The organism is Aequorivita viscosa, assembly GCF_900106795.1.
GTDB lineage: Bacteria > Bacteroidota > Bacteroidia > Flavobacteriales > Flavobacteriaceae > Aequorivita > Aequorivita viscosa.
Genome location: NZ_FNNS01000014.1, coordinates 78,036 through 98,154, shown reverse-complemented (window position 1 = coordinate 98,154; position 20,119 = coordinate 78,036). Strand labels below are relative to the sequence as shown.

Genomic DNA, 20,119 nt, shown 5'->3' with positions numbered 1-20,119 from the left:
AATCGAATGCCATCTATATGGTCAGCCAACCCACGCCTTCTTCGGTTATATACACTTCGCTCAATTTTTGAAGAAATTGTTGTGGGAAGCTTTCTGAAAAGATCGTTTTCACTATCTATGCCCATAAACTCAGCCGTTAAACTCAAACTTATCAGTTCCAAGTCACAGAGCTTTGGTTCACGCCTTTGATAGGGTAAAAGTTGATCTTTTGATATTTTTCTTAAAACTTCCAATATTCTTTCGTAATTTGCACTTAAGTTGTTCATATATAATGTTTTATAGCTAAAACAAGATACTGATTATCAGTAATATGGACAACTTTTTTCTTTTAAATCATAATGCACAACGGGTAAAGCTCTTAATTTTTTATAGATTAAGAGCTTTGTTGATTATTACGAAAAAACTGTCTGAAAATCGGAGCCGTCAATTATCTTAGCTATATTCGATTTTCGGACAGTTTAATTTTTCCAACATTTCTTGACGAAATGCGCAAACAATTATTTCTGCATGTTTTTAGCTTCAATACTTAAGGTAGCGTGCGGAACTAACTTTAAACGCTCCTTGTTAATTAAATTGCCAGTAACTCTACATATTCCGTATGTTTTGTTCTCGATACGCACTAAGGCGTTTTTAAGATCACGGATAAATTTTTCTTGACGGATAGCCAATTGTGAATTTGCCTCCTTGCTCATTACTTCACTTCCTTCATCAAAAGCTTTGAAGGTAGGCGATGTATCATCTGTACCATTATTACTGTCGTTTTTATACGAACTTTTAATAAGGTCTAACTGCTCTGTAGCTTTTCTAATTTTTTCGTTAATCAACGCTTTAAATTCTTCTAGCTCTGCATCAGTATATCTGGTTTTTTCTGTTTCTGTCATAATCTAATGTTTTTTAATACTAATTCTTGTTTCAATCTCATCAAAAGCAATTTCTATTCCTTCTTCAACTATAGGTTGAAACTGCAAAACCTCTGTTAATGTTTCTTCCTTAATATACTTAAAATACTGGTCAACTGCTACTTTTAATTTTTCTTCTTCTTGTAAGGTTATTTCAACCCTATCTGTCACTTCAAAACCACTATCTTTTCGTAAGTTTTGAATTCTGTTTACCAACTCTCTTGCTATTCCTTCGTTTCGCAAATCTGGGGTTAGCGTTACATCTAAAGCTACAGTTACTCCGTTGGCATTGGCAACTAGCCAACCTTCAATATCCTGAGAACTTATAATTACATCCTCAAGAGCCAAAGTAGTGATTTTTTCATTAATAGAAACAGATATTTCACCGTCTTTTTCCAAAGTGTTAATTTGTTGCTGATCAAAAGTCATAATAGCAGCTGCGACGGCCTTCATGTCTTTTCCAAAACGCGGTCCAAGCACTTTAAAGTCGGGTTTAATCTGCTTAACTAACAGACCACTTCCTTCATCAATTAACTCAATTTCCTTTACGTTTACTTCGCTTTTTATCAAATTGGAAACGGCCAATATTTCTTCTCTTTCAGCTTCTTCTAAAACGGGAATCATAATTTTTTGAAGCGGTTGTCGCACTTTAATCTTTTCTCTCTGGCGCAATGAAAGCACCAAAGACGAAATTGTTTGTGCTTTTTGCATTTTGTGTTCTAGCTTTTTATCAATGTAAGATATATCTGCTATTGGAAAATTGGTTAAATGCACAGATTCAATTGCCTCTCCCGACGTGCCAGCAACTAGGTCTTTATACAATCGATCCATAAAGAACGGAGCCACGGGAGCACCCAACTTTGCAACGGTCAATAAGCAAGTGTAAAGCGTTTGATAGGCCGAGATCTTATCGTCACTATAGCTACCCTTCCAATATCTTCTTCTGCTTAAGCGAACAAACCAATTGCTTAAATTTTCTTGAACAAATTCTGAAATGGCACGAACCGCTTTGGTTGGCTCGTATTCCGCATAATATTCATCTACTTTTTGAATAAGTGTATTTAATTCTGACAGTACCCACCGGTCAATTTCAGGCCGTTTCTCTAATGGGAAATCTTCTTCAAGATAATGAAACTTATCTAAGTTGGCATATAGGCTGAAAAAACTATAGGTATTATAAAGCGTTCCGAAAAATTTATTGCGCACTTCCGAAATACCATCTTGGTCAAACTTAAGATTGTCCCACGGATTGGCATTGCTTATCATATACCATCGTGTTGCATCTGGCCCGTATTGGTTTATTACTTCAAAAGGATCAATAGCATTGCCCAATCGTTTACTCATTTTCTGCCCGTTTTTGTCTAAAACGAGACCATTTGACACCACATTTTTATAGGCAACATCATCAAACATCATCGTGGCGATGGCGTGCAAAGTATAGAACCAACCTCGGGTTTGATCTACACCTTCCGCTATAAAGTCGGCTTTGCGCCAAGTTGTATCCACTTTTTCTTTATTCTCAAAAGGGTAATGCCACTGTGCATAGGGCATACTTCCGCTGTCAAACCAAACATCTATCAAGTCGGATTCGCGCTTCATCGGTTTTCCACTTGGTGATACAAGAATTATTTGATCGACTATATTTTTATGAAGATCGATTTGGTTGTAATTTTCATCGGAGAAATCGCCTGCCTTAAATCCTTCAAAAATATTTTTCGACATAAATCCGGCGGCTACAGATTTGTCCATTTCAGTCATAAGCTCTTCAACAGAGCCTATTATAAGTTCTTCTTTTCCATCTTCAGTTCTCCAGATAGGCAGCGGAATCCCCCAGTATCTAGAACGTGAAAGGTTCCAGTCGTTCGCGTTGGCTAACCAGTTGCCAAAACGGCCTTCCCCCGTAGCTTTGGGTTTCCAATTAATTTCCTTGTTCAATTCATGCATACGATCTCTAAAGCTCGTTACTTTTATAAACCACGAATCCATTGGGTAGTAAAGAATAGGCTTATCAGTACGCCAGCAGTTTGGGTAGCTGTGCACATATTTTTCAACCTTAAAGGCTTTGTTTTCTGTTTTTAACTTAATTGCCAACTCAACGTCTACTGATTTTTCAGGCACATCTGCATCGTCATAATATTCATTCTTTACATACTTGCCTGCAAGCTCTTTCATTTCAGGGCGGAATTTTCCTTGTAAATCTACAAGAGGAACTAAATTTCCGTTTTCATCTTTAACCAACATTGGCGGCACTTCTGGCTCTGCTTCTTTTGCTACTTTGGCATCATCGGCTCCAAAAGTTGGTGCGGTATGCACAATTCCGGTTCCATCCTCAATAGTTACGAAATCTCCAGAAATTATTCTGAAAGCGTTTTCCGGGTTTTCATAGGGAAGCACATAATCGAGCAGCTGCTCATATTTAATTCCAACCAAATCGGACCCTTTAAATTCCTTGACTATATAATAAGGAATCTTTTTATCGCCTTGCTTAAACGCTTCTAAGGCATCGGCATTCGGTTTTTCTTCAAATTTTCCAGAAAACTGATTAGCAACTAAGTTTTTAGCTAAAATTACATTTATTGGCTGAAATGTATACTGATTATACGTTTTTACTAACACATAATCAATCTTTGGCCCTACGGTAAGCGCGGTGTTACTAGGTAATGTCCACGGGGTTGTGGTCCAGGCTAGAAACCAGATGTTGTTTGATTCTTCTGCTAAAAAATCGGGCAATGTTTCGGCTACTGCATGAAATTGAGCCACAACAGTGGTGTCTGTAACATCTTGATACGTTCCAGGCTGGTTAAGCTCGTGCGAACTCAGGCCCGTTCCCGCTTTCGGGGAATACGGCTGAATTGTATATCCTTTATAAATTAAATCTTTGTTGTATATTTCTTTAAGCAACCACCAAACCGATTCCATATATTTTGGTTCGTAGGTTACGTATGGATTTTCCATATCTACCCAATAACCCGCTTTTTCGGTAAGATTATTCCAAACATCGGTATATCGCATTACTGCTTTTTTACAAGCAGCGTTATACTCTTCTACAGAAATCTTGTTTCCAATGTCTTCTTTGGTAATCCCCAATTCTTTTTCAACGCCAAGTTCTATAGGCAATCCGTGGGTATCCCAACCTGCTTTTCTATCTACTTTATATCCTTTTTGGGTTTGGTAGCGGCAAAAAATATCTTTGATTGCTCGCGCCATTACGTGGTGAATTCCAGGAAGACCATTGGCTGATGGCGGTCCTTCAAAAAACACAAATGGCTCTGATCCTTCTCGAATAGAAATACTTTTTTCAAAAATATTTTCTTTTTTCCAAAAATCGAGTATATCCTCTGCTACTTTGGGAAGGTCTAACCCTTTGTATTCCTTAAATTTATTCTCCATAACGTTATTCATTCAATAAAGTTTGCAAAAGTAAGCAATTTTGAAGGAAATTAATATGGATTATTACAATGCATCGGGCGATTTAAATCTTGAAATATTATATTGACTTAAGCTCTTCTAAATTTGAATTTAAACTAATAGAATGATATGAGGATTTGATGGTTAGCTCAACCTTCAAGCAACACAATTTTAATCAAATTTTGTTCAAACAATATTGTAAAACGGGATTTTCCAACAAAAAAAGCCACCCCTTCGGATAGCTTTTATTATTTAAAAAAATGTTTTTTCTTACTTCTTGAATACCCACTCTTCGTTATACTCAACTTTATTTCCGTTCTCTTCGACAGTTACGTACTCATAACTAATTTTAAAGCCGGTACGACTAAAGTTGCCAACTTGGTATGTTATATCTTTTATTGTTAATTCGGTTGTGTTCGCATTAACTGAATACGATTCTGTTTCACCATCCAAATCGATAATATAAGTTTCTTGCGAAGTCTCACCACCTAGGGTTTTTACTTCGGTAACGCGGTATGTGCCATCCTTTGTAAGCACATTGTTGGAATCGAATTTGTACATCATATCAAAAGTATCACCAGTAGATACAATGGTGGTAACCACATCAAAACCTTCCACTTTTATAGTTTTAATCTCTTTACTTTTAAACGAATTTAAGGAATAAGTTCCTGTTAGATTGTCTTTATTGAATTGGTAAGCGTCGGAGCTATCATCGCTTTTGCTGCAACTAAATGAAACAACAGCGATTAATAATATAGAAAAGAGTTTAGTCAATTTCATTATCTAATAGTTTTAAGAAATTTTCGGCGAATATAATGTGAATTTGAATAGCAACTCCAAAAGTAAAGCTATTTTTATATTATACCTAAATATGAATCAGCCAATTTCATATTAATTAAAGTGCCTATTTACATTCTATTAGAATATTAAAATCAAACATGATATGTATATTTGCGTTTATTTTTTCACATTTTACACTTGTGAAATCAAAAATTAGAGACCTAATTGTTCCTGCGAATTTGACAAATACTATGCATCTATATAATATCATTTCCCCAATGAAGAAGTTTTTTCTCTCCCTCCTACTTGCCACAATATCTTTCACCGCCGTTCATTCTCAAATACTTGACCCCGTAGAATGGTCTACCAGTGTTAAAAAAGTATCAGAGACTGAATACGATCTTATCTCAAAAGCAATCATCGACGATAAATGGCATTTATACTCACAAGTAGTACCAGAAGACGGCCCGTTACCTACTGTTTTTAGATTTGAAGCAAACGATGCATATAAGTTGGTTGGGAAAACAAAAGAAGACAAAGGAGTTACCGAACTCGATCCTGTTTTTGATATGGTAATTACCTATTTTGAAAAAACTGCCACTTTTACCCAACGTATAAAATTAACAGGAAACAAAGGAACTACCGTAAAAGGAGAACTTGAGTTTATGGTGTGTGATGACACTAATTGCTTACCGCCCACCTACGTAGATTTGGTTTTTAACATTCCTGCACCAGCACCTGGTTCAGCAACTACAACTACAACTGATGATACCGAAGCTTCTGAAAACCTAGATTCTTCAGATGAAACAGACGAGGCTTTAGCAGCGATAGATTCTCCATCGGACGAAACAGCACTGAACGCTGAACAAGCCTCAAAAGACGCATCGCTTTCTGCTGTACAACAGACTAAAAAGCAAGAAGAAAAAGGCTTGTGGACTATATTTATTGTGGCTTTCCTTTTTGGATTCACCGCTTTACTTACGCCTTGTATTTTCCCAATGATACCAATGACGGTTAGCTTTTTTACGAAACAAAGCAAGACACGGGCAATTGGTATTAAAAACGCAATTATTTACGGAATTGCAATTATTGTAATTTATGTATTTCTAGGTGCCGTTGTAACCTGGTTTTTTGGGGCAGATGCGCTCAATGCACTTTCAACCAATGTATGGTTTAATGTAATTTTCTTTTTACTCATTTTATTTTTTGCGTTTTCTTTTTTAGGCGCTTACGAAATCACACTCCCAAGTTCTTGGGCAACCAAAGCCGATAAACAAGCAGACAGAGGTGGTATGATTGGTATCTTTTTTATGGCGCTTGCCTTGGCAATAGTTTCTTTTTCTTGTACCGGACCTATTATTGGGTACTTGCTGGTTGAAGCAGCTTCTAAAGGAGGAATTGCGCCATTCGTTGGAATGTTTGGTTTTTCATTAGCGCTAGCATTACCTTTTGCGCTATTCGCAGCATTTCCAGGGTGGATGAATTCACTACCAAAATCGGGAGGATGGCTTAACACAGTAAAAGTATTTTTAGGGTTTTTGGAACTAGCGCTTGCGTTCAAATTCTTATCCAATGCCGATTTAGTACTTCAACTTCATTGGTTAGAGCGTGAAGTTTTCCTAGCTATTTGGATTGCAGTATTTGGAGCCTTGGCGTTATACCTCTTCGGAAAAATTCAGTTGCCACACGATTCACCCGTTACAAATATTTCTGTAGGTCGCGCGAGTCTTGCGATGCTAGTTTTGGCATTCACCGTCTATTTAATCCCTGGACTTTGGGGTGCGCCATTAAAATTAATCAGCGGTTTCCCACCACCGATGCAGTACAGCGAATCTCCTTATGGAGTTGGTTACACCAAGTCGAGTGGCGGAGGTGGAGCTACTGCACAGGAATTTCCTGAAGGTTCACATTTAGGCCCACAAGACATTATCGCCTTTAAAGATTATGACACAGGATTGGCTTATGCAAAGAAGGTTGGAAAGCCCGTTTTAATTGACTTTACTGGTTTTGCATGCGTTAACTGTCGAAAAATGGAAGAGCGCGTATGGAGTGAGCCAAAAATCTTGAAACTTTTAAAAGAAGATATCGTACTCATTTCACTATATGTTGATGACAAACGCCCGTTGCCTGATGGCGAAGAAATAACTTCCGAAATCTCTGGAAAAAAACTTCGCTATATCGGTCAAAAATGGAGCGAATTCCAAATTCTGAAATATGAAGCAAACGCTCAACCTTTCTACGTTTTGATGGATCACGATGAATCAAACCTAGTAGATCCAATAGGTTATACTCCCGATGGTGAAGAATATTACGCTTGGTTGCGAAGCGGCGTGAAAGCCTTTGAGAAATAATCAAGGTATAATATGCTTATTTTTAATAGCATTATATAACTTTATAGTGTAATGAAAGAAATGATGACTTCGGAGAATAAAGCTAAAATCAGTGATTTGGAGAAGTATTTTGAACCTTTCCGAAACAATATTGTAGGTATAGACCAAGAATTCACTTCCCCTTTCGGAAGGAAAAAAATTATCTATACCGATTGGACTGCCAGTGGCCGACTATATCGCCCCATCGAGGAAAAGTTATTAAATGATTTTGGACCTTTTGTTGCGAATACCCATACCGAAACTTCAGTAACGGGAACCGCAATGACCAAAGCGTATCACGAAGCGCGAAACATCATTAAAAAGCACGTTAACGCCAATTCAAACGACGTGCTCATTACTTCAGGAAGCGGTATGACTGGAGCCATTAACAAGTTCCAACGCATCTTAGGATTGAAAATCCCTGAAAACATACGTCCTTATACAACGATTCCCGATGCAATGCGGCCTGTAATTTTTGTAACACACATGGAACATCATAGCAACCAAACTTCATGGCTAGAAACTATTGCCAAAGTTGTGGTTGTTGCCCCAAATGATGATGTTTTGGTATGCATGAATAATTTTAAAGAGGCACTTGAAAAACATAAAGATTACCCTATTAAAATAGCCGCTGTAACCGGCTGTTCTAATGTAACTGGAATTCAAACTCCATATCGCGAAATTGCCAAGCTAATGCACCAAAACGGTGGCCTTTGTTTTGTAGATTTTGCTTGTTCTGCACCTTATGTTGCAATAGATATGCACCCCGAAGAAGAAGGCGCCCATTTAGACGCAATATTCTTTTCGCCTCATAAATTTTTAGGAGGTCCGGGAAGCAGTGGAGTCCTAATTTTTAATAATAATCTATATAAAAACACAATTCCCGATAATCCTGGTGGCGGTACTGTATCTTGGACAAACCCTTGGGGCAATCATAAATATATAGACGATATTGAAACCAGGGAAGACGGCGGAACACCTGGTTTTCTACAAACAATCCGCACCGCACTTTCTATTCGTTTGAAAGAACAGATTGGCGTGGAAAATATGTTGAAACGCGAGCATGAACTTTTAAATATCGTTTTTAAAGAGCTTTCGGGCATTGAAAACCTCAAAATTCTCGCTCCTCACACTCAAGACAGGTTAGCAATTTTTAGTTTTTACATAGACGATTTACATTTCAATTTAGGTGTAAAAATCTTAAATGATCGCTTCGGCATACAGACCCGTGGTGGATGTTCATGTGCAGGAACTTACGGCCACTTTTTGCTTCATGTAGACCAAGAAACTTCAAGTAATATAACCTGTGAAATAGATCTTGGGGATTTAACGCACAAACCCGGATGGATACGGATGTCTCTCCACCCTACAAGTACGAGTGAAGAAGCTTATTATGTTTGTGACGCCATTAAACAATTGTCTGAAAATTTTTCGGAATGGGCGAAAGACTACACTCATAATACTCAAAGCAATGAATTTGTTCATTTAAATGAAACGGACGATAACATTATGAAGGATTGGTTCACCTTTGAATAATCCTATAAATTAACGGATTTCAATCGTGAGAAAAAGCGTACTCATAATCTTCTTATTACCTTTTTTCTGTATCGGTCAAGAATATATTGATCTTTTCAAAATTGGGTACGGGCAATCCATTAAAAATGAATTTAAAAATATTGACGAAAGCACTAGTATAACATCTTTCAAAGCTGGGCTAACTGTTCCTATTCCTATTAATGAAAATCACGCCTTAATTACGGGAGCGGAATTTAGTTTTAATAAATTACAATTGTTTCCTGATTCAGAATTTAAGAATCTTTACAATACATTTCTCTCCCTTGGGCTGGCATCTACTTGGTCTGAAAAATGGAGCACAACACTAGTTTTACTTCCTAAAATTGCTTCAGATTATAAACAAATTTCAAGTGATGATTTTTACATAGGTGGAATCGGGATATTGAAATATAAGAAAAGTGAAAATCTATTATATCGAATTGGATTTTATGCCTCGCAGGAAGCTTATGGTGTTTTCGCAACTCCAATTTTGGGGCTTTACTACAAAAGTCCTAACGAAAAATTCGAAATGGATTTGAGCCTTCCTATAAAGGGCGATATAAACTATAATTTAGGAGCCGCAACCTTAGGAATTGATTACTTCGGTATTAGTCGTAGTTTTAATCTACAATTCGATAATTCGCCTGCAATGTACGCAGACCTCAGCTCTACTGAATTTGCTACCTACCTTCAATTCAATGTTTTTGATGAACGAATTTTATTGCGCACCAAACTGGGCTACGCAAACGACGATTATAAAGTTTATGAAAAAAACGACAAAATTGATTTAGCCCTTTCGGCTTTTCGATTTGGGGATGACCGCACCCAATTAAACCCACCGTTTAAAGGAAGTATTTTTGTGAAACTTGAAATGGTTTATAGATACGATTTAGCAAAATCGAACTCCAAGTAAACTACTATAAAAGGAGTGCGATATTGTGGGAAACAATTGTTCTAAAGCAGCTTAAACCAAATAACATTCAACCAAAGTCTCTTGTCGAGTTTTCTGAAGATTGGTAATTTTAAAAAATATCCTATCTTTAGATTATGGAAAAAATCTGTCCAGAATGTGGAACTAAGGTAAAGGGCCGCGCAGACAAAATATACTGCAGCGACCAATGCCGCAATATGCGCAATAATCTACTCAACAAAGACCGAAAAAATATAGTTCGAACTACCAATAATTGGCTTCGGAAAAACTACCGGATTTTAGAAAGCCTTAACCCCGAAGGCAAAACGAAAACAACCAAGGAGAAACTATTAGGACTTGGATTTAGTTTTGACTATTTCACAAGTATTTATACTACAAAATCTGGTTCCACATATTTTTACCTTTATGATCAAGGCTATCTCCCTCTTGATAATAACATTTATCTATTAGTAAAAAAAGATCTTGATTGATTACAGAATTTTCAGAAACTGAACTCGCATCGTTCTTTTAGCTAATCACAATATTTATATAAATCCATTCTTCAGGTTAAATCGAGCTACCATTCAAATTTACTACCTTTGAATAAACTGAATATTTGTCCATGACAATCGAAAAAGACCTAAAGGAACGTATTAAAGAACTTACCTGTCTGTACGAGGTTTCATCAATTATTGTAAATAACGACTACAAAGAGTTGGACAAAACGCTATATTCCATAGCGCTCAGTGTCCGCCGTGCTTTGCAATTTGACGATGATACAATTGTTGAAATACATTCGAGCCCCTTTCACCTAATTTCTTCTGCGCTGCCACGAAAAAGTGTTTCAATAAAAAGTGACATTAAAGTGTTTAACGAGCCGAAAGGGTTTATTAAAATTCATTATCCCGCAAATAAATACACAAAAGAAGATTTTTTAATTGAAGAAATCACCTTACTCAAAACGGTTGCCGTTAACATTGGAGATTTGCTAGAAAGAGCAGCTATTCGCGACAATGAAGCAGTAGTAAAACGAAAAATGGAACACGCCGATCGTTTGAGTATTTTAGGCGAAATAACCGCCGGAATTGCTCACGAACTCAACACTCCCCTTGCAAACATCTTAGGTTTTGCAGAGCTTATAAAAAGTAAAAATAACCTAGATTCGCAAAGCGGAAAGGATATTGAAAAAATAATAAACAGCGCTATATATTCACGTGAAGTAGTAAAAAAATTAATGTTCTTTGCTTGTGAAATGCCACAGAATATGACTGAAGTGGACATTGTTCCTGTGGTAAGCGACGCAATGAACCTGCTCGACTCAACACTTACCAAAAATGAAGTGAAATACAAAATCCGACTTCCAAAAGAGGAGGTGCTGATGAAGGTAGATACTATACAACTTACACAAGTAATTTTCAATTTGGTGTTAAATGCGGTTTACTTTTCACCAAAAGAAGGATTAATTAAGTTACGATTGACCCAAACTCCAAAAAAAATAGTTCTTAAAATCTCTGATGAAGGACCTGGTATTACTCCCGAAAATATAGAAAAAGTTTTTCAGCCGTTTTTTACAACAAAAGGAGTTGGAAACGGTTCAGGATTAGGGCTAAGTGTTGTTCACGGTATCATAAAAGGGCATCGTGGCACTATTGAATACAAATCAAATAATCCAACAGGTGCAATTTTCACCATTACTTTTCCCAAACAACAATGACCATGCTTCAAAAGGAAAACATATTAATAGTGGACGACGACATCGGGATCTTAGAATTGATTCAGCGGCACTTGCATTCTATGGACTACCATACCTTCAAGGCAGTTTCGGTGAAAGAAGCCGTGGCCATTCTACGCGACACTGAAATAGATTTATTAATCACCGATTTAAAAATGCCAGAGGTAGATGGGTTTGAATTGATTCAGTTTGTTTCAGAACATTATCCAAATATCCCAAAGTTAGTTGTAACTGGCTATCCTTCAATTCAAGATGCGCTATCGGCAATTAAATCGCGTGTGGTGGATTATTTAGTAAAACCATTCACTAAAGCCGAATTAAAACAGGCAGTACAAAAATCCTTATCTTCTTCAACCAAGAAGAAATCAACTGATTCTGCTACAAGCCTGAAAAAATATGACGAAATAATTGGAGAAAGCAAACAAGTTAGAAACGTAATTCAAATAATAGATCGAGTTAAGGACAATAAAGCAACTGTATACATTAGCGGTGAAAGTGGCACCGGAAAAGAACTGGTTGCGCGATCCATTCATTATAACGGCAAATTTTCACGCGAACCTTTTATAGCTGTCAACTGTGGTGGAATTCCAGAAAACCTATTAGAATCCGAGCTTTTTGGATATATAAAAGGTGCGTTCACTGGAGCAGAAGACAGCCGTGAAGGATTTTTCCAAGCAGCCGAAGGAGGAACAATTTTCCTGGACGAAATTGGAAATGCTTCTTTAGGTGTTCAATCCCGTTTATTACGAGTGCTTCAGGAAAAAGAAGTAGTAAAAGTAGGTGCGCGAAAAAGTGAAAAAATAGACCTACGTGTAATCGCCGCAACCAATAGCGATTTGAAAGAAATGGTTGCAAAAGAGACCTTCCGAGAAGACCTTTATTACCGCCTAACCGTGGTAGAAATTCACGTGCCACCACTTCGGGAAAGAAAAGAAGATATTCCGTTACTTGCCGATAAATTCTTATTTAAATACGGCAACGAATACAAAGGACGGTACGTAACCATTGATACGGAGGCAAAAGAACTAATAACTCGCTACGATTGGCCGGGAAACATTCGCGAACTAGAAAATGTAATTCAACGCGCAGTAATAATGTGCGATCGTACTATTGGCATTAAAGACCTTCCAGAATCGTTAAAATATCAAATCGACTTTCCTAAAGAAGGACTACTTCCTCTAAAAGAGCTAGAGCGGCAATACATACAAAAAGTGTTGGCAGCCACAAACAATAACCAAACTAAGGCAGCCGAAATTCTTCAAATTGACAGGAAAACATTAAGGGCAAAGATCCGGGAGATTTAAAATCTTTGTGTTAGAACTACTTTGCTCAAAAAAACTTCAGTAAAATAGAAGTTTTAAACAGCTTTAAGTTTTCAGAATTTAAGATAGGTAGATAATTATAAGAAAAAGGGAAATAAACCCGATAACACCGTAAAAAACTTTATTTACATTATGCTTTAAGCGTTCTGTTTTATAGAGGCCGTACAGTCCAACGGGAGGCAAAAGGAACAATAATGTATCTACAATTGTAGTATTGTTATACCATTTGTCCAGACTTTTATATTTCATGGTTTTTTAAATTAAAGAATTCATTTTATTAATTACGGATAGTCGCGTAAACTATGCACATAAGCACGTGCTTTCGAATATACAAAAAATTAGAAAGCAGCTTCAAACATAGTTTCAACTTTTCAATTTTCTAATGAACGTATCAATTTTACGACATTAGATTCAATCTAGCTCCTTCTTTGTAAACCTACAATTAGATATTAAATTGAAAATTCCTGTTCTCGTTAATTCCTATTACTGCTAATATATCAATATTTAATCAAGGATTAACATTCAAATTAACCAAACGAAAAACTGGGTAATTTCTCCCCAGTAGAGAAATAATTCCCCAATTCATTTAATTTTGTTAATTTTTCTTAAAATTTATATACACCTGACTATCTGTTTTTTAAGAATTATTTCTAAAAAATTAAAAATATCGGCACATAGGTTGTACTTAGGGTTATCGACCATTAAAGGCTAATGGAATAAACCCCATTAATAAACGGAATATCCAAATAGGTTATTTCTAAAATCAAAAGCAGATGATAAACGAACAAACAGTGGAAAAACCAAAACCTGTGAAAAAAGGAATGTTAGACAACGTATTGGAACAATTTGATCACGCAGCCGATCAAATTGAACTAAATCCAAACGTCCGGAAAATACTTAGAATTACAAACACTGAAATAATCATCAACTTCCCTGTTCGTATGGACAATGGCGATGTGGAGATTTTTACTGGCTATCGAGTACAGCACAACAACGCGCTTGGTCCTTATAAAGGTGGACTTCGTTTTCACCCTACAGTAGATATTAATGCTGCAAGGGCGTTAGCAATGTGGATGACTTGGAAAACATCATTAGCTGGCCTTCCATATGGTGGTGCCAAAGGTGGAATTCAAATTGATCCTTCAAAATACTCATCAAGCGAATTAGAGCGTATTACACGTAGATTTACTTACGCACTTGGTGAAAACATTGGTCCAGAACACGACATTCCAGCCCCAGACGTAAATACCAATGCACAAACAATGGCTTGGATTGCAGACACTTATATGAGTACAAAAAGTACTTCCGAACGTTCTAAAAACATGCACGTTGTAACAGGAAAACCAGTAGGCAGCGGTGGACTAGAAGGTCGTGATCGCGCAACAGGATTTGGAGTGTTTTTAACAATTAAGTTTTGGGCAGAAAAAAACAAAGTTAATCTAAACGGAAAGAAATTTATCGTTCAAGGATTCGGAAACGTAGGCTATTGGTCGGCACACTTTCTCGAAAACGAAGGTGCAAAAATGGTAGGTGTTCAAGATGCTTTTGGAAGTATCCAAAATAACGACGGAATTAAAGTTGAAGATTTATTCAATTATAGCAAATCAAACAGTGGCAGCATTGTAGATTTTCCTGAAGCTTCAGCTATGGACGGATCGGATTTCTTTGGCATTGATTGCGACATTTGTATTCCAGCTGCTTTAGGCAACCAGATAACTCCAAAAAATGCAAACTCCATAAAAGCAACTTTAATAGCAGAAGGCGCAAATGGCCCGACTGATGTTGAAGGCGAAAAAATATTATTGGAACGTGGCATTACCATTATTCCAGACATTATGTGTAATTCTGGAGGAGTGATTGGCAGTTATTTTGAATGGCTTCAAAACCGTAATGGTGAATTATGGCAACTCGATGAAATCTTAGAAAAAATAGAGAAAAAACTTCGCACTACTTTTAATAAGGTTACAGACTATGCAGACGACAAAAAAGTGGATTTACGTACCGCCGCATTCGCATTAGCGATAGAGCGTATAGAAAAAGCATATATTCTTAGAGGAATTTTCCCATAATAATTAGATATTCCAGAAAAAGCAAGGGCATCTGCATCTATTTTAAATTAAATGAAGATGCCCTGTCTTTTTCGATAATCCCCCGCAATTATGAAATATGGAAATTTGATATTGGAAAAAAAAGAATACGTCTTTTTAAAACGCTTGTTGAATGTTTCCAACTACTACAAAGACCAAAACACAATAAATTCCTTAAGAATATTAAGTGAAGAGCTTAATAACGCCCTCATTTTTGACCATGATGAAATGCCCGATGATGTAATTAGGTTTAACAGCGTTATTACTGTTCAATCTGGTGCTTGGGAAACAGAGTTTCAGTTAGTAATCCCTACAGACCGGGATATTTCTGCAAATAAAATTTCTATCTTAGCACCAATGGGTTCGGCTGTGATGGGCTATGCACTAGGGGATTCAGTAAAATGGAACTTTCCAAATGGCGTCAAAGAGTTAAAAATTACAAGTGTAAAGCAAGCTGAAAAACCTATAGATATTGACGTACTCTTGTAAGTAAGGGTTAAAACTCTCCTAATAGGAAAACCAAAGCTGTATTGTAATATAGCTTACAAAAACAATGAAAATGCAAATTTACGATCACGATTCTCCTGAAGCTATTACGTATAAAAATAATTCAATTGAGCTTGAAAACTGGCTCGAACACTTAACCTATATCGACAAGGAAATTACAAGCCTATTGAATATAGCAATAACCGATCGTGTTAATACCGATGATCTGACGCCGCTACTTTCAGAATTGGAAAACCAAAAGAAAGAAAACTCAATTACAATTGACAAGTTTAATGAATACAGAAACAACCTTCCAAAGGCTGCAGAATGTGAAGACGTATCGTGCGATATGTTTTACGTAAACGAACACGATAAATACCGAAAATCATATCGAGCGCATTTAGAAAACTATCGAAAGATAAAAGAAGCCTATTTTGATATTCTAAGCAAATAATCTTTAAAGTTACTGTTTTTAAAAAAGGGCTTTAGAATAATGTTCTAGCCATATTACCGACCAAAAAACTTATGAGCGAAAATCATCAGCCAAAAATAATTGGAATCCTCAAAACCCCAAATGATCCCAGGGTTTGTTTATTACCAAAGGAAGTAAAACGCCTTACAAAAGAGTTGAAATATATTGTCCATTTTGAACCTGGCTTAGGCGATTCACTTCAAATTGAAGACAATCAATATATCGAAGCAGGCGCAAGTTGTGTTTCGAGAGAAGATATCTTTAAAACTTCAGATTTAATCACTTCTGTAAATCACACTTTCAACGGAGAGACGCTAAAGCAAGGCAGTCACTTTATCGGGATTTTTAATCCGCTCTTTCATTCTTCAAAATTAAATATTTACAAAGAACACGCAGCTTCAGTTTATAGCTTAGATTTATTGCCACGTACAACCTTAGCTCAATCTATGGATGTGCTTTCTTCCATGGCATCTTTGTCTGGATATAGAGCTGTAATTAAGTCAGCAGATTTTTTTAACGGAATTTTCCCAATGTTTACAACGGCTGCGGGAACCTTGACTCCCGCAAAGGTGTTGATTTTAGGTGCTGGTGTGGCAGGTTTACAAGCTATCGCCACCGCACGGCGTTTAGGCGCAGTAGTGGAAGCTTTTGACGTACGAACCTCAGCAGGCGAGGAAGTAAGAAGTCTTGGCGCTACCTTTGTTGAAGTAGAAGGGCACACAGAATCAGCAAGCGCTGGTGGATATGCGGTTGAACAAACCGAAGAATATAAACAAAAGCAGAAAGAACTTATTCATCAACATATTCTTTCAGCCAATGTGGTTATAAGCACCGCTAATATTCCAGGCAGAAAAGCTCCATTACTTATTGAAACTAGATCGGTAGAAGCCATGCAAGCAGGAAGCGTAATCATTGATCTTGCCGCAGAACAAGGCGGAAATTGCGAACTATCCAAAAACAACCAAGTAATAAACCACAAAGGCGTAACCATCTTAGGAAATTCAAATCTTGCAGCCGAAATTTCTAACGCAGCTTCTCGCCTTCTTTCTAACAACTACTTCTCCTTTTTAAAATATATGGACAAAGCGAATAAAGAAAATGATCCGTTACTTACGCCAAGTCAAGTTTTAAGTAAAGGCGAATGGACGCATCCACATTTTAAATAATCTCAAACCAAATAATTTATGGATTTCATCAATCAACATATCCAAGAAATTTACTTTGTAATTTTCTGTATTTTCATTGGCATAGAAGTAATCTCCAATGTTCCTTCCATTTTGCACACCCCTTTAATGTCGGGTGCAAATGCAATTAGCGGGGTGATTTTGGTAGGTGCTGTCTATATGATGCTGCAAATTCCAGGTGATGATTACCTCAATTTAACTTTGGGCGGAATCGCTATCTTTTTGGGGACTTTAAATATTTCTGGTGGTTTTTTTGTCACTGGGCGTATGCTTAAAATGTTTAGTCCCAAAAAATAATTTACGGTTAAAGATGCAGTTCTTTTCTATATAATTAAACTATGAAAAGTGTCGCTTTAATTTCAATTTAGCAAATTTCAACCAACCCAATTAAATCAACCAACCGCTTGCCAATAGCAAGTTTAGAAAACACCCTCCGATGGAAGCAATTATCGAAATAGGATATTTATTAGCAACTCTTTCTTTTATTTTAGGACTCAAGTTTATGAGTTCTCCTAAAAATGCCAAAACAGGAAACCTCATCGCCGCAATAGGGATGGTAATGGCAGTCGTGCTAACTTTTGTAGCAGGTTATACCGAAACGGTTCCGTATACAAACTTAATCATAATGCTTGCGGCAATCGCAATAGGAACGATTGTAGGAAAACGACTTTCCGATAAAGTTGAAATGACCGGGATGCCGCAATTAGTTTCATTGTTTAATGCTACAGGTGGTGGATGCGCCATGCTTTTGGGTTTAGTAGAAGCGAATCCAATGCACCTACAAGAAACCGAATTGACTTCACAAATTCTACTCATAGCTGGTTTAATAACCGGAGCAATAGCCTTTACTGGCAGTATCATTGCCGAGCGTAAACTAGCAGGAAAAGTAAAAGATTATCGAACCATGGGTGTTGTTTTTTCGGCTAGAATTCTTCTATTGTTAATGATTCTGTTACCGGTAATCTACTTTTTCGGGTTACTTCCTATTGGTTTTGCACCTTTTGTTTTTGCCCTAGCAGGTTTAGCGATGATTTATGGAGTTCTATTTGTTCTTCCCATTGGTGGTGCAGATATGCCCGTGGTTATATCATTATTAAACAGTATTACAGGTATAGCAACAGCTTTCACAGGGCTCGTTTACGGAAACAAAGTAATGATTGCTGGTGGGATTTTTGTTGGAGCGGCAGGTATTTTCTTAACCTTACTTATGTGTACAGCGATGAACCGTTCCTTGATGAAGGTTTTGGCTGGAAAATTCAAAAAGAGTACTGGCGCCGTTTCTGAAGAAGATCAAGAAATTAAAGAAATAAGCGTATCTGAAACCGCACTAGCCCTTTCGTTTGCGCAAAAGGTTGCCGTTATTCCAGGGTATGGTCTTGCAGTTGCTCAGGCGCAACACACCTGCGCCCAAATGCAGCAATTATTAGAAAAACGAGATTGTACGGTCGATTATATAATTCACCCTGTTGCTGGCCGTATGCCTGGACATATGAATGTGCTTTTAGCTGAAGCCAATGTTGATTATTCTCGTTTAAAGGAAATGGATGAAGGAAATGAGGTAATGTCGCAATACGATGTAGTTTTAGTTATCGGTGCCAATGACGTGGTAAATCCAGCAGCCGAAAACAATCCTGACAGCCCAGTTTATGGAATGCCAATAATTCGATCGCACGAGGCCAAGCAAGTAATTGTAATGAAGCGAGGAATGAGCAAGGGTTATGCAGGTGTGGTGAACGACCTATTCGAAATGGACAATTGTAGCCTTCTTTTTGGAGATGCTAAGATTTCACTTCAAGAAATTATCAACCAGTTGAAGCTTATCTAAATAATTATCTTCTGTGTGCTCTGTGTCTTTGTGGTGAAAAAATCACCAAAGAGTTACAGAGTTTACAGAATTTTAGTTATTCTCCTTCAGAACTTAAAGTGAAATAATTGCTAAGAGGGAGCTAACAGAAATAAAAATCCAAAGTGAAATACCTAGAATCATCGGCTTCCAACCGGCAGATTTTATTTTGTCAATAGAAAGTCCAGCTCCAATCAAGAAAAGCGTTAACACCAACAACGATTTTGAAATGCTCGTAATTCCGTGAGTAATTATTTCAGGAATTGGCAAATAACTATTCAATACTATTGCGAGAACAAAAAGGAAGATAAAATACGGAATTTTCACGCTTTTCCCTTTTCCTTTAAATAGAAATACTGAAAGCAACGAAAGTGGAATTATCCAAAGCGCACGTGCTAATTTTACCGTAGTTGCCACTTTCAAAGCTTCCTCTCCAAAAGTAAATGCCGCACCTACAACCGAACTTGTGTCATGAATGGCAATGGCGCACCAAAGTCCGAATTCGTGCTGGCTCAAATTAAACAAATGTCCTAACGGCGGAAAAACCAGAAGAGCAATAGAGTTTAATAGAAAAATTACTCCCAAGGAAATTGAAATATCCTTTTCCGAAGCTTTTATCACTGGAGCAACAGCAGCAATTGCACTTCCTCCACAAATAGCAGTTCCAGAACTTATAAGATGACTGCCCTTGCGATCCATTTTCAACATTTTTCCTAAGAAATAACCTAGAATTAAAGTGATGGCAATTGAAAAAATGGTTAATAAAAATCCGTCTTTTCCAGCATTTACAGTTTCGGATAGATTCATTCCAAAGCCCAGTCCTACCACGGCAATTTTCAGAAGCCAACTAACAGCCTTGCTGTTTAGTTGCATAAAAGGATTGCCCAAAAAGTAAGAAAATAGAAATCCTCCAACTAAAGCCACCGGACTGCTTATGTACCCTAAAATACAGAGTGCCATAATGATTACAAAAAGGACTTTTGTAAGGGTAGGTTTATCAATTGTAATTTTTTTCATTTCAAAAACCGGTGAAATTTACAGTATTGCATTCCGAAGTTTTGGGTACTAATTAC

Annotated in this window: 17 protein-coding genes and 1 pseudogene; 12 read left to right on the top strand and 6 right to left on the bottom strand. The window is 37.0% G+C overall.

Going from position 1 to position 20,119, the window contains the following annotated elements:
• From BLW28_RS09685 to BLW28_RS09670, 4 genes and pseudogenes are all read right to left on the bottom strand, one after another.
• A pseudogene (locus BLW28_RS09685) lies at positions 1 to 266 on the bottom strand (IS982 family transposase); the annotation flags it as partial.
• A gap of 231 nt (positions 267 to 497) precedes the next feature.
• Positions 498 to 881 (bottom strand): TraR/DksA family transcriptional regulator, encoded by a 384-nt coding sequence (locus BLW28_RS09680; protein WP_073218269.1) that lies wholly within the window; start codon positions 879 to 881, stop codon positions 498 to 500.
• A 3-nt stretch (positions 882 to 884) separates the two neighbouring features.
• Complete coding sequence (ileS, locus tag BLW28_RS09675) at positions 885 to 4,289, bottom strand: isoleucine--tRNA ligase (RefSeq protein ID WP_073218442.1); 3,405 nt, start codon at positions 4,287 to 4,289, stop codon at positions 885 to 887.
• 288 nt (positions 4,290 to 4,577) lie between these two features.
• Entirely contained in the window at positions 4,578 to 5,087 is a 510-nt protein-coding gene (locus tag BLW28_RS09670; RefSeq protein ID WP_073218272.1) for a hypothetical protein, read from the bottom strand.
• 278 nt (positions 5,088 to 5,365) lie between these two features.
• On the opposite strand from BLW28_RS09670, the gene BLW28_RS09665 reads away from it, so the two are divergent.
• From BLW28_RS09665 to BLW28_RS09640, 6 genes are all read left to right on the top strand, one after another.
• Positions 5,366 to 7,438, top strand: a complete 2,073-nt coding sequence (locus BLW28_RS09665) for a protein-disulfide reductase DsbD family protein (RefSeq protein WP_073218445.1) — start codon at positions 5,366 to 5,368, stop codon at positions 7,436 to 7,438.
• Between the two features lie 60 nt (positions 7,439 to 7,498).
• Complete coding sequence (locus BLW28_RS09660) at positions 7,499 to 8,992, top strand: aminotransferase class V-fold PLP-dependent enzyme (RefSeq protein WP_073218448.1); 1,494 nt, start codon at positions 7,499 to 7,501, stop codon at positions 8,990 to 8,992.
• 25 nt (positions 8,993 to 9,017) lie between these two features.
• Positions 9,018 to 9,923 carry a DUF6268 family outer membrane beta-barrel protein gene (locus tag BLW28_RS09655; RefSeq protein ID WP_083540714.1) on the top strand — a complete coding sequence of 302 codons (906 nt, stop codon included), beginning with the start codon at positions 9,018 to 9,020 and terminating at the stop codon, positions 9,921 to 9,923.
• Between the two features lie 134 nt (positions 9,924 to 10,057).
• Entirely contained in the window at positions 10,058 to 10,411 is a 354-nt protein-coding gene (locus BLW28_RS09650; RefSeq protein ID WP_073218277.1) for a hypothetical protein, read from the top strand.
• Positions 10,412 to 10,542: 131 nt separating this feature from the next.
• Positions 10,543 to 11,634: a sensor histidine kinase gene (locus BLW28_RS09645; protein ID WP_073218280.1), complete on the top strand. Its 1,092-nt coding sequence runs from the start codon at positions 10,543 to 10,545 to the stop codon at positions 11,632 to 11,634.
• A gap of 2 nt (positions 11,635 to 11,636) precedes the next feature.
• A complete protein-coding gene (locus BLW28_RS09640) occupies positions 11,637 to 12,956 on the top strand; it encodes a sigma-54-dependent transcriptional regulator (protein WP_073218451.1) in 1,320 nt (439 codons plus the stop codon).
• A 78-nt stretch (positions 12,957 to 13,034) separates the two neighbouring features.
• Here BLW28_RS09640 and BLW28_RS09635 read toward each other — a convergent pair whose 3' ends face one another.
• The gene (locus BLW28_RS09635; protein ID WP_073218283.1) at positions 13,035 to 13,223 is read right to left on the bottom strand and encodes a hypothetical protein; all 189 of its coding nucleotides are present in this window, start codon (positions 13,221 to 13,223) and stop codon (positions 13,035 to 13,037) included.
• 524 nt (positions 13,224 to 13,747) lie between these two features.
• Here BLW28_RS09635 and BLW28_RS09630 point away from each other — a divergent pair.
• The 6 genes from BLW28_RS09630 (at position 13,748) to BLW28_RS09605 (ending at position 19,028) form a co-directional block, all read left to right on the top strand.
• A complete protein-coding gene (locus tag BLW28_RS09630; RefSeq protein ID WP_073218286.1) occupies positions 13,748 to 15,043 on the top strand; it encodes a Glu/Leu/Phe/Val family dehydrogenase in 1,296 nt (431 codons plus the stop codon).
• A 90-nt stretch (positions 15,044 to 15,133) separates the two neighbouring features.
• Positions 15,134 to 15,550 (top strand): GreA/GreB family elongation factor, encoded by a 417-nt coding sequence (locus BLW28_RS09625; protein WP_073218289.1) that lies wholly within the window; start codon positions 15,134 to 15,136, stop codon positions 15,548 to 15,550.
• A gap of 70 nt (positions 15,551 to 15,620) precedes the next feature.
• The gene (locus BLW28_RS09620) at positions 15,621 to 16,001 is read left to right on the top strand and encodes a hypothetical protein (protein WP_143036861.1); all 381 of its coding nucleotides are present in this window, start codon (positions 15,621 to 15,623) and stop codon (positions 15,999 to 16,001) included.
• Between the two features lie 71 nt (positions 16,002 to 16,072).
• Complete coding sequence (locus tag BLW28_RS09615; protein ID WP_073218294.1) at positions 16,073 to 17,185, top strand: NAD(P) transhydrogenase subunit alpha; 1,113 nt, start codon at positions 16,073 to 16,075, stop codon at positions 17,183 to 17,185.
• A gap of 18 nt (positions 17,186 to 17,203) precedes the next feature.
• On the top strand, positions 17,204 to 17,500 hold the full coding sequence (locus tag BLW28_RS09610; RefSeq protein ID WP_073218296.1) for an NAD(P) transhydrogenase subunit alpha part 2: 297 nt from the start codon (positions 17,204 to 17,206) through the stop codon (positions 17,498 to 17,500).
• 139 nt (positions 17,501 to 17,639) lie between these two features.
• Positions 17,640 to 19,028 carry an NAD(P)(+) transhydrogenase (Re/Si-specific) subunit beta gene (locus BLW28_RS09605; protein ID WP_073218299.1) on the top strand — a complete coding sequence of 463 codons (1,389 nt, stop codon included), beginning with the start codon at positions 17,640 to 17,642 and terminating at the stop codon, positions 19,026 to 19,028.
• A 93-nt stretch (positions 19,029 to 19,121) separates the two neighbouring features.
• On the opposite strand, the gene BLW28_RS09600 is transcribed toward BLW28_RS09605, so the two are convergent.
• Positions 19,122 to 20,063, bottom strand: coding sequence for a YeiH family protein (locus tag BLW28_RS09600; protein WP_073218301.1), 942 nt, complete (start codon positions 20,061 to 20,063; stop codon positions 19,122 to 19,124).
• Positions 20,064 to 20,119: the final 56 nt, after the last annotated feature.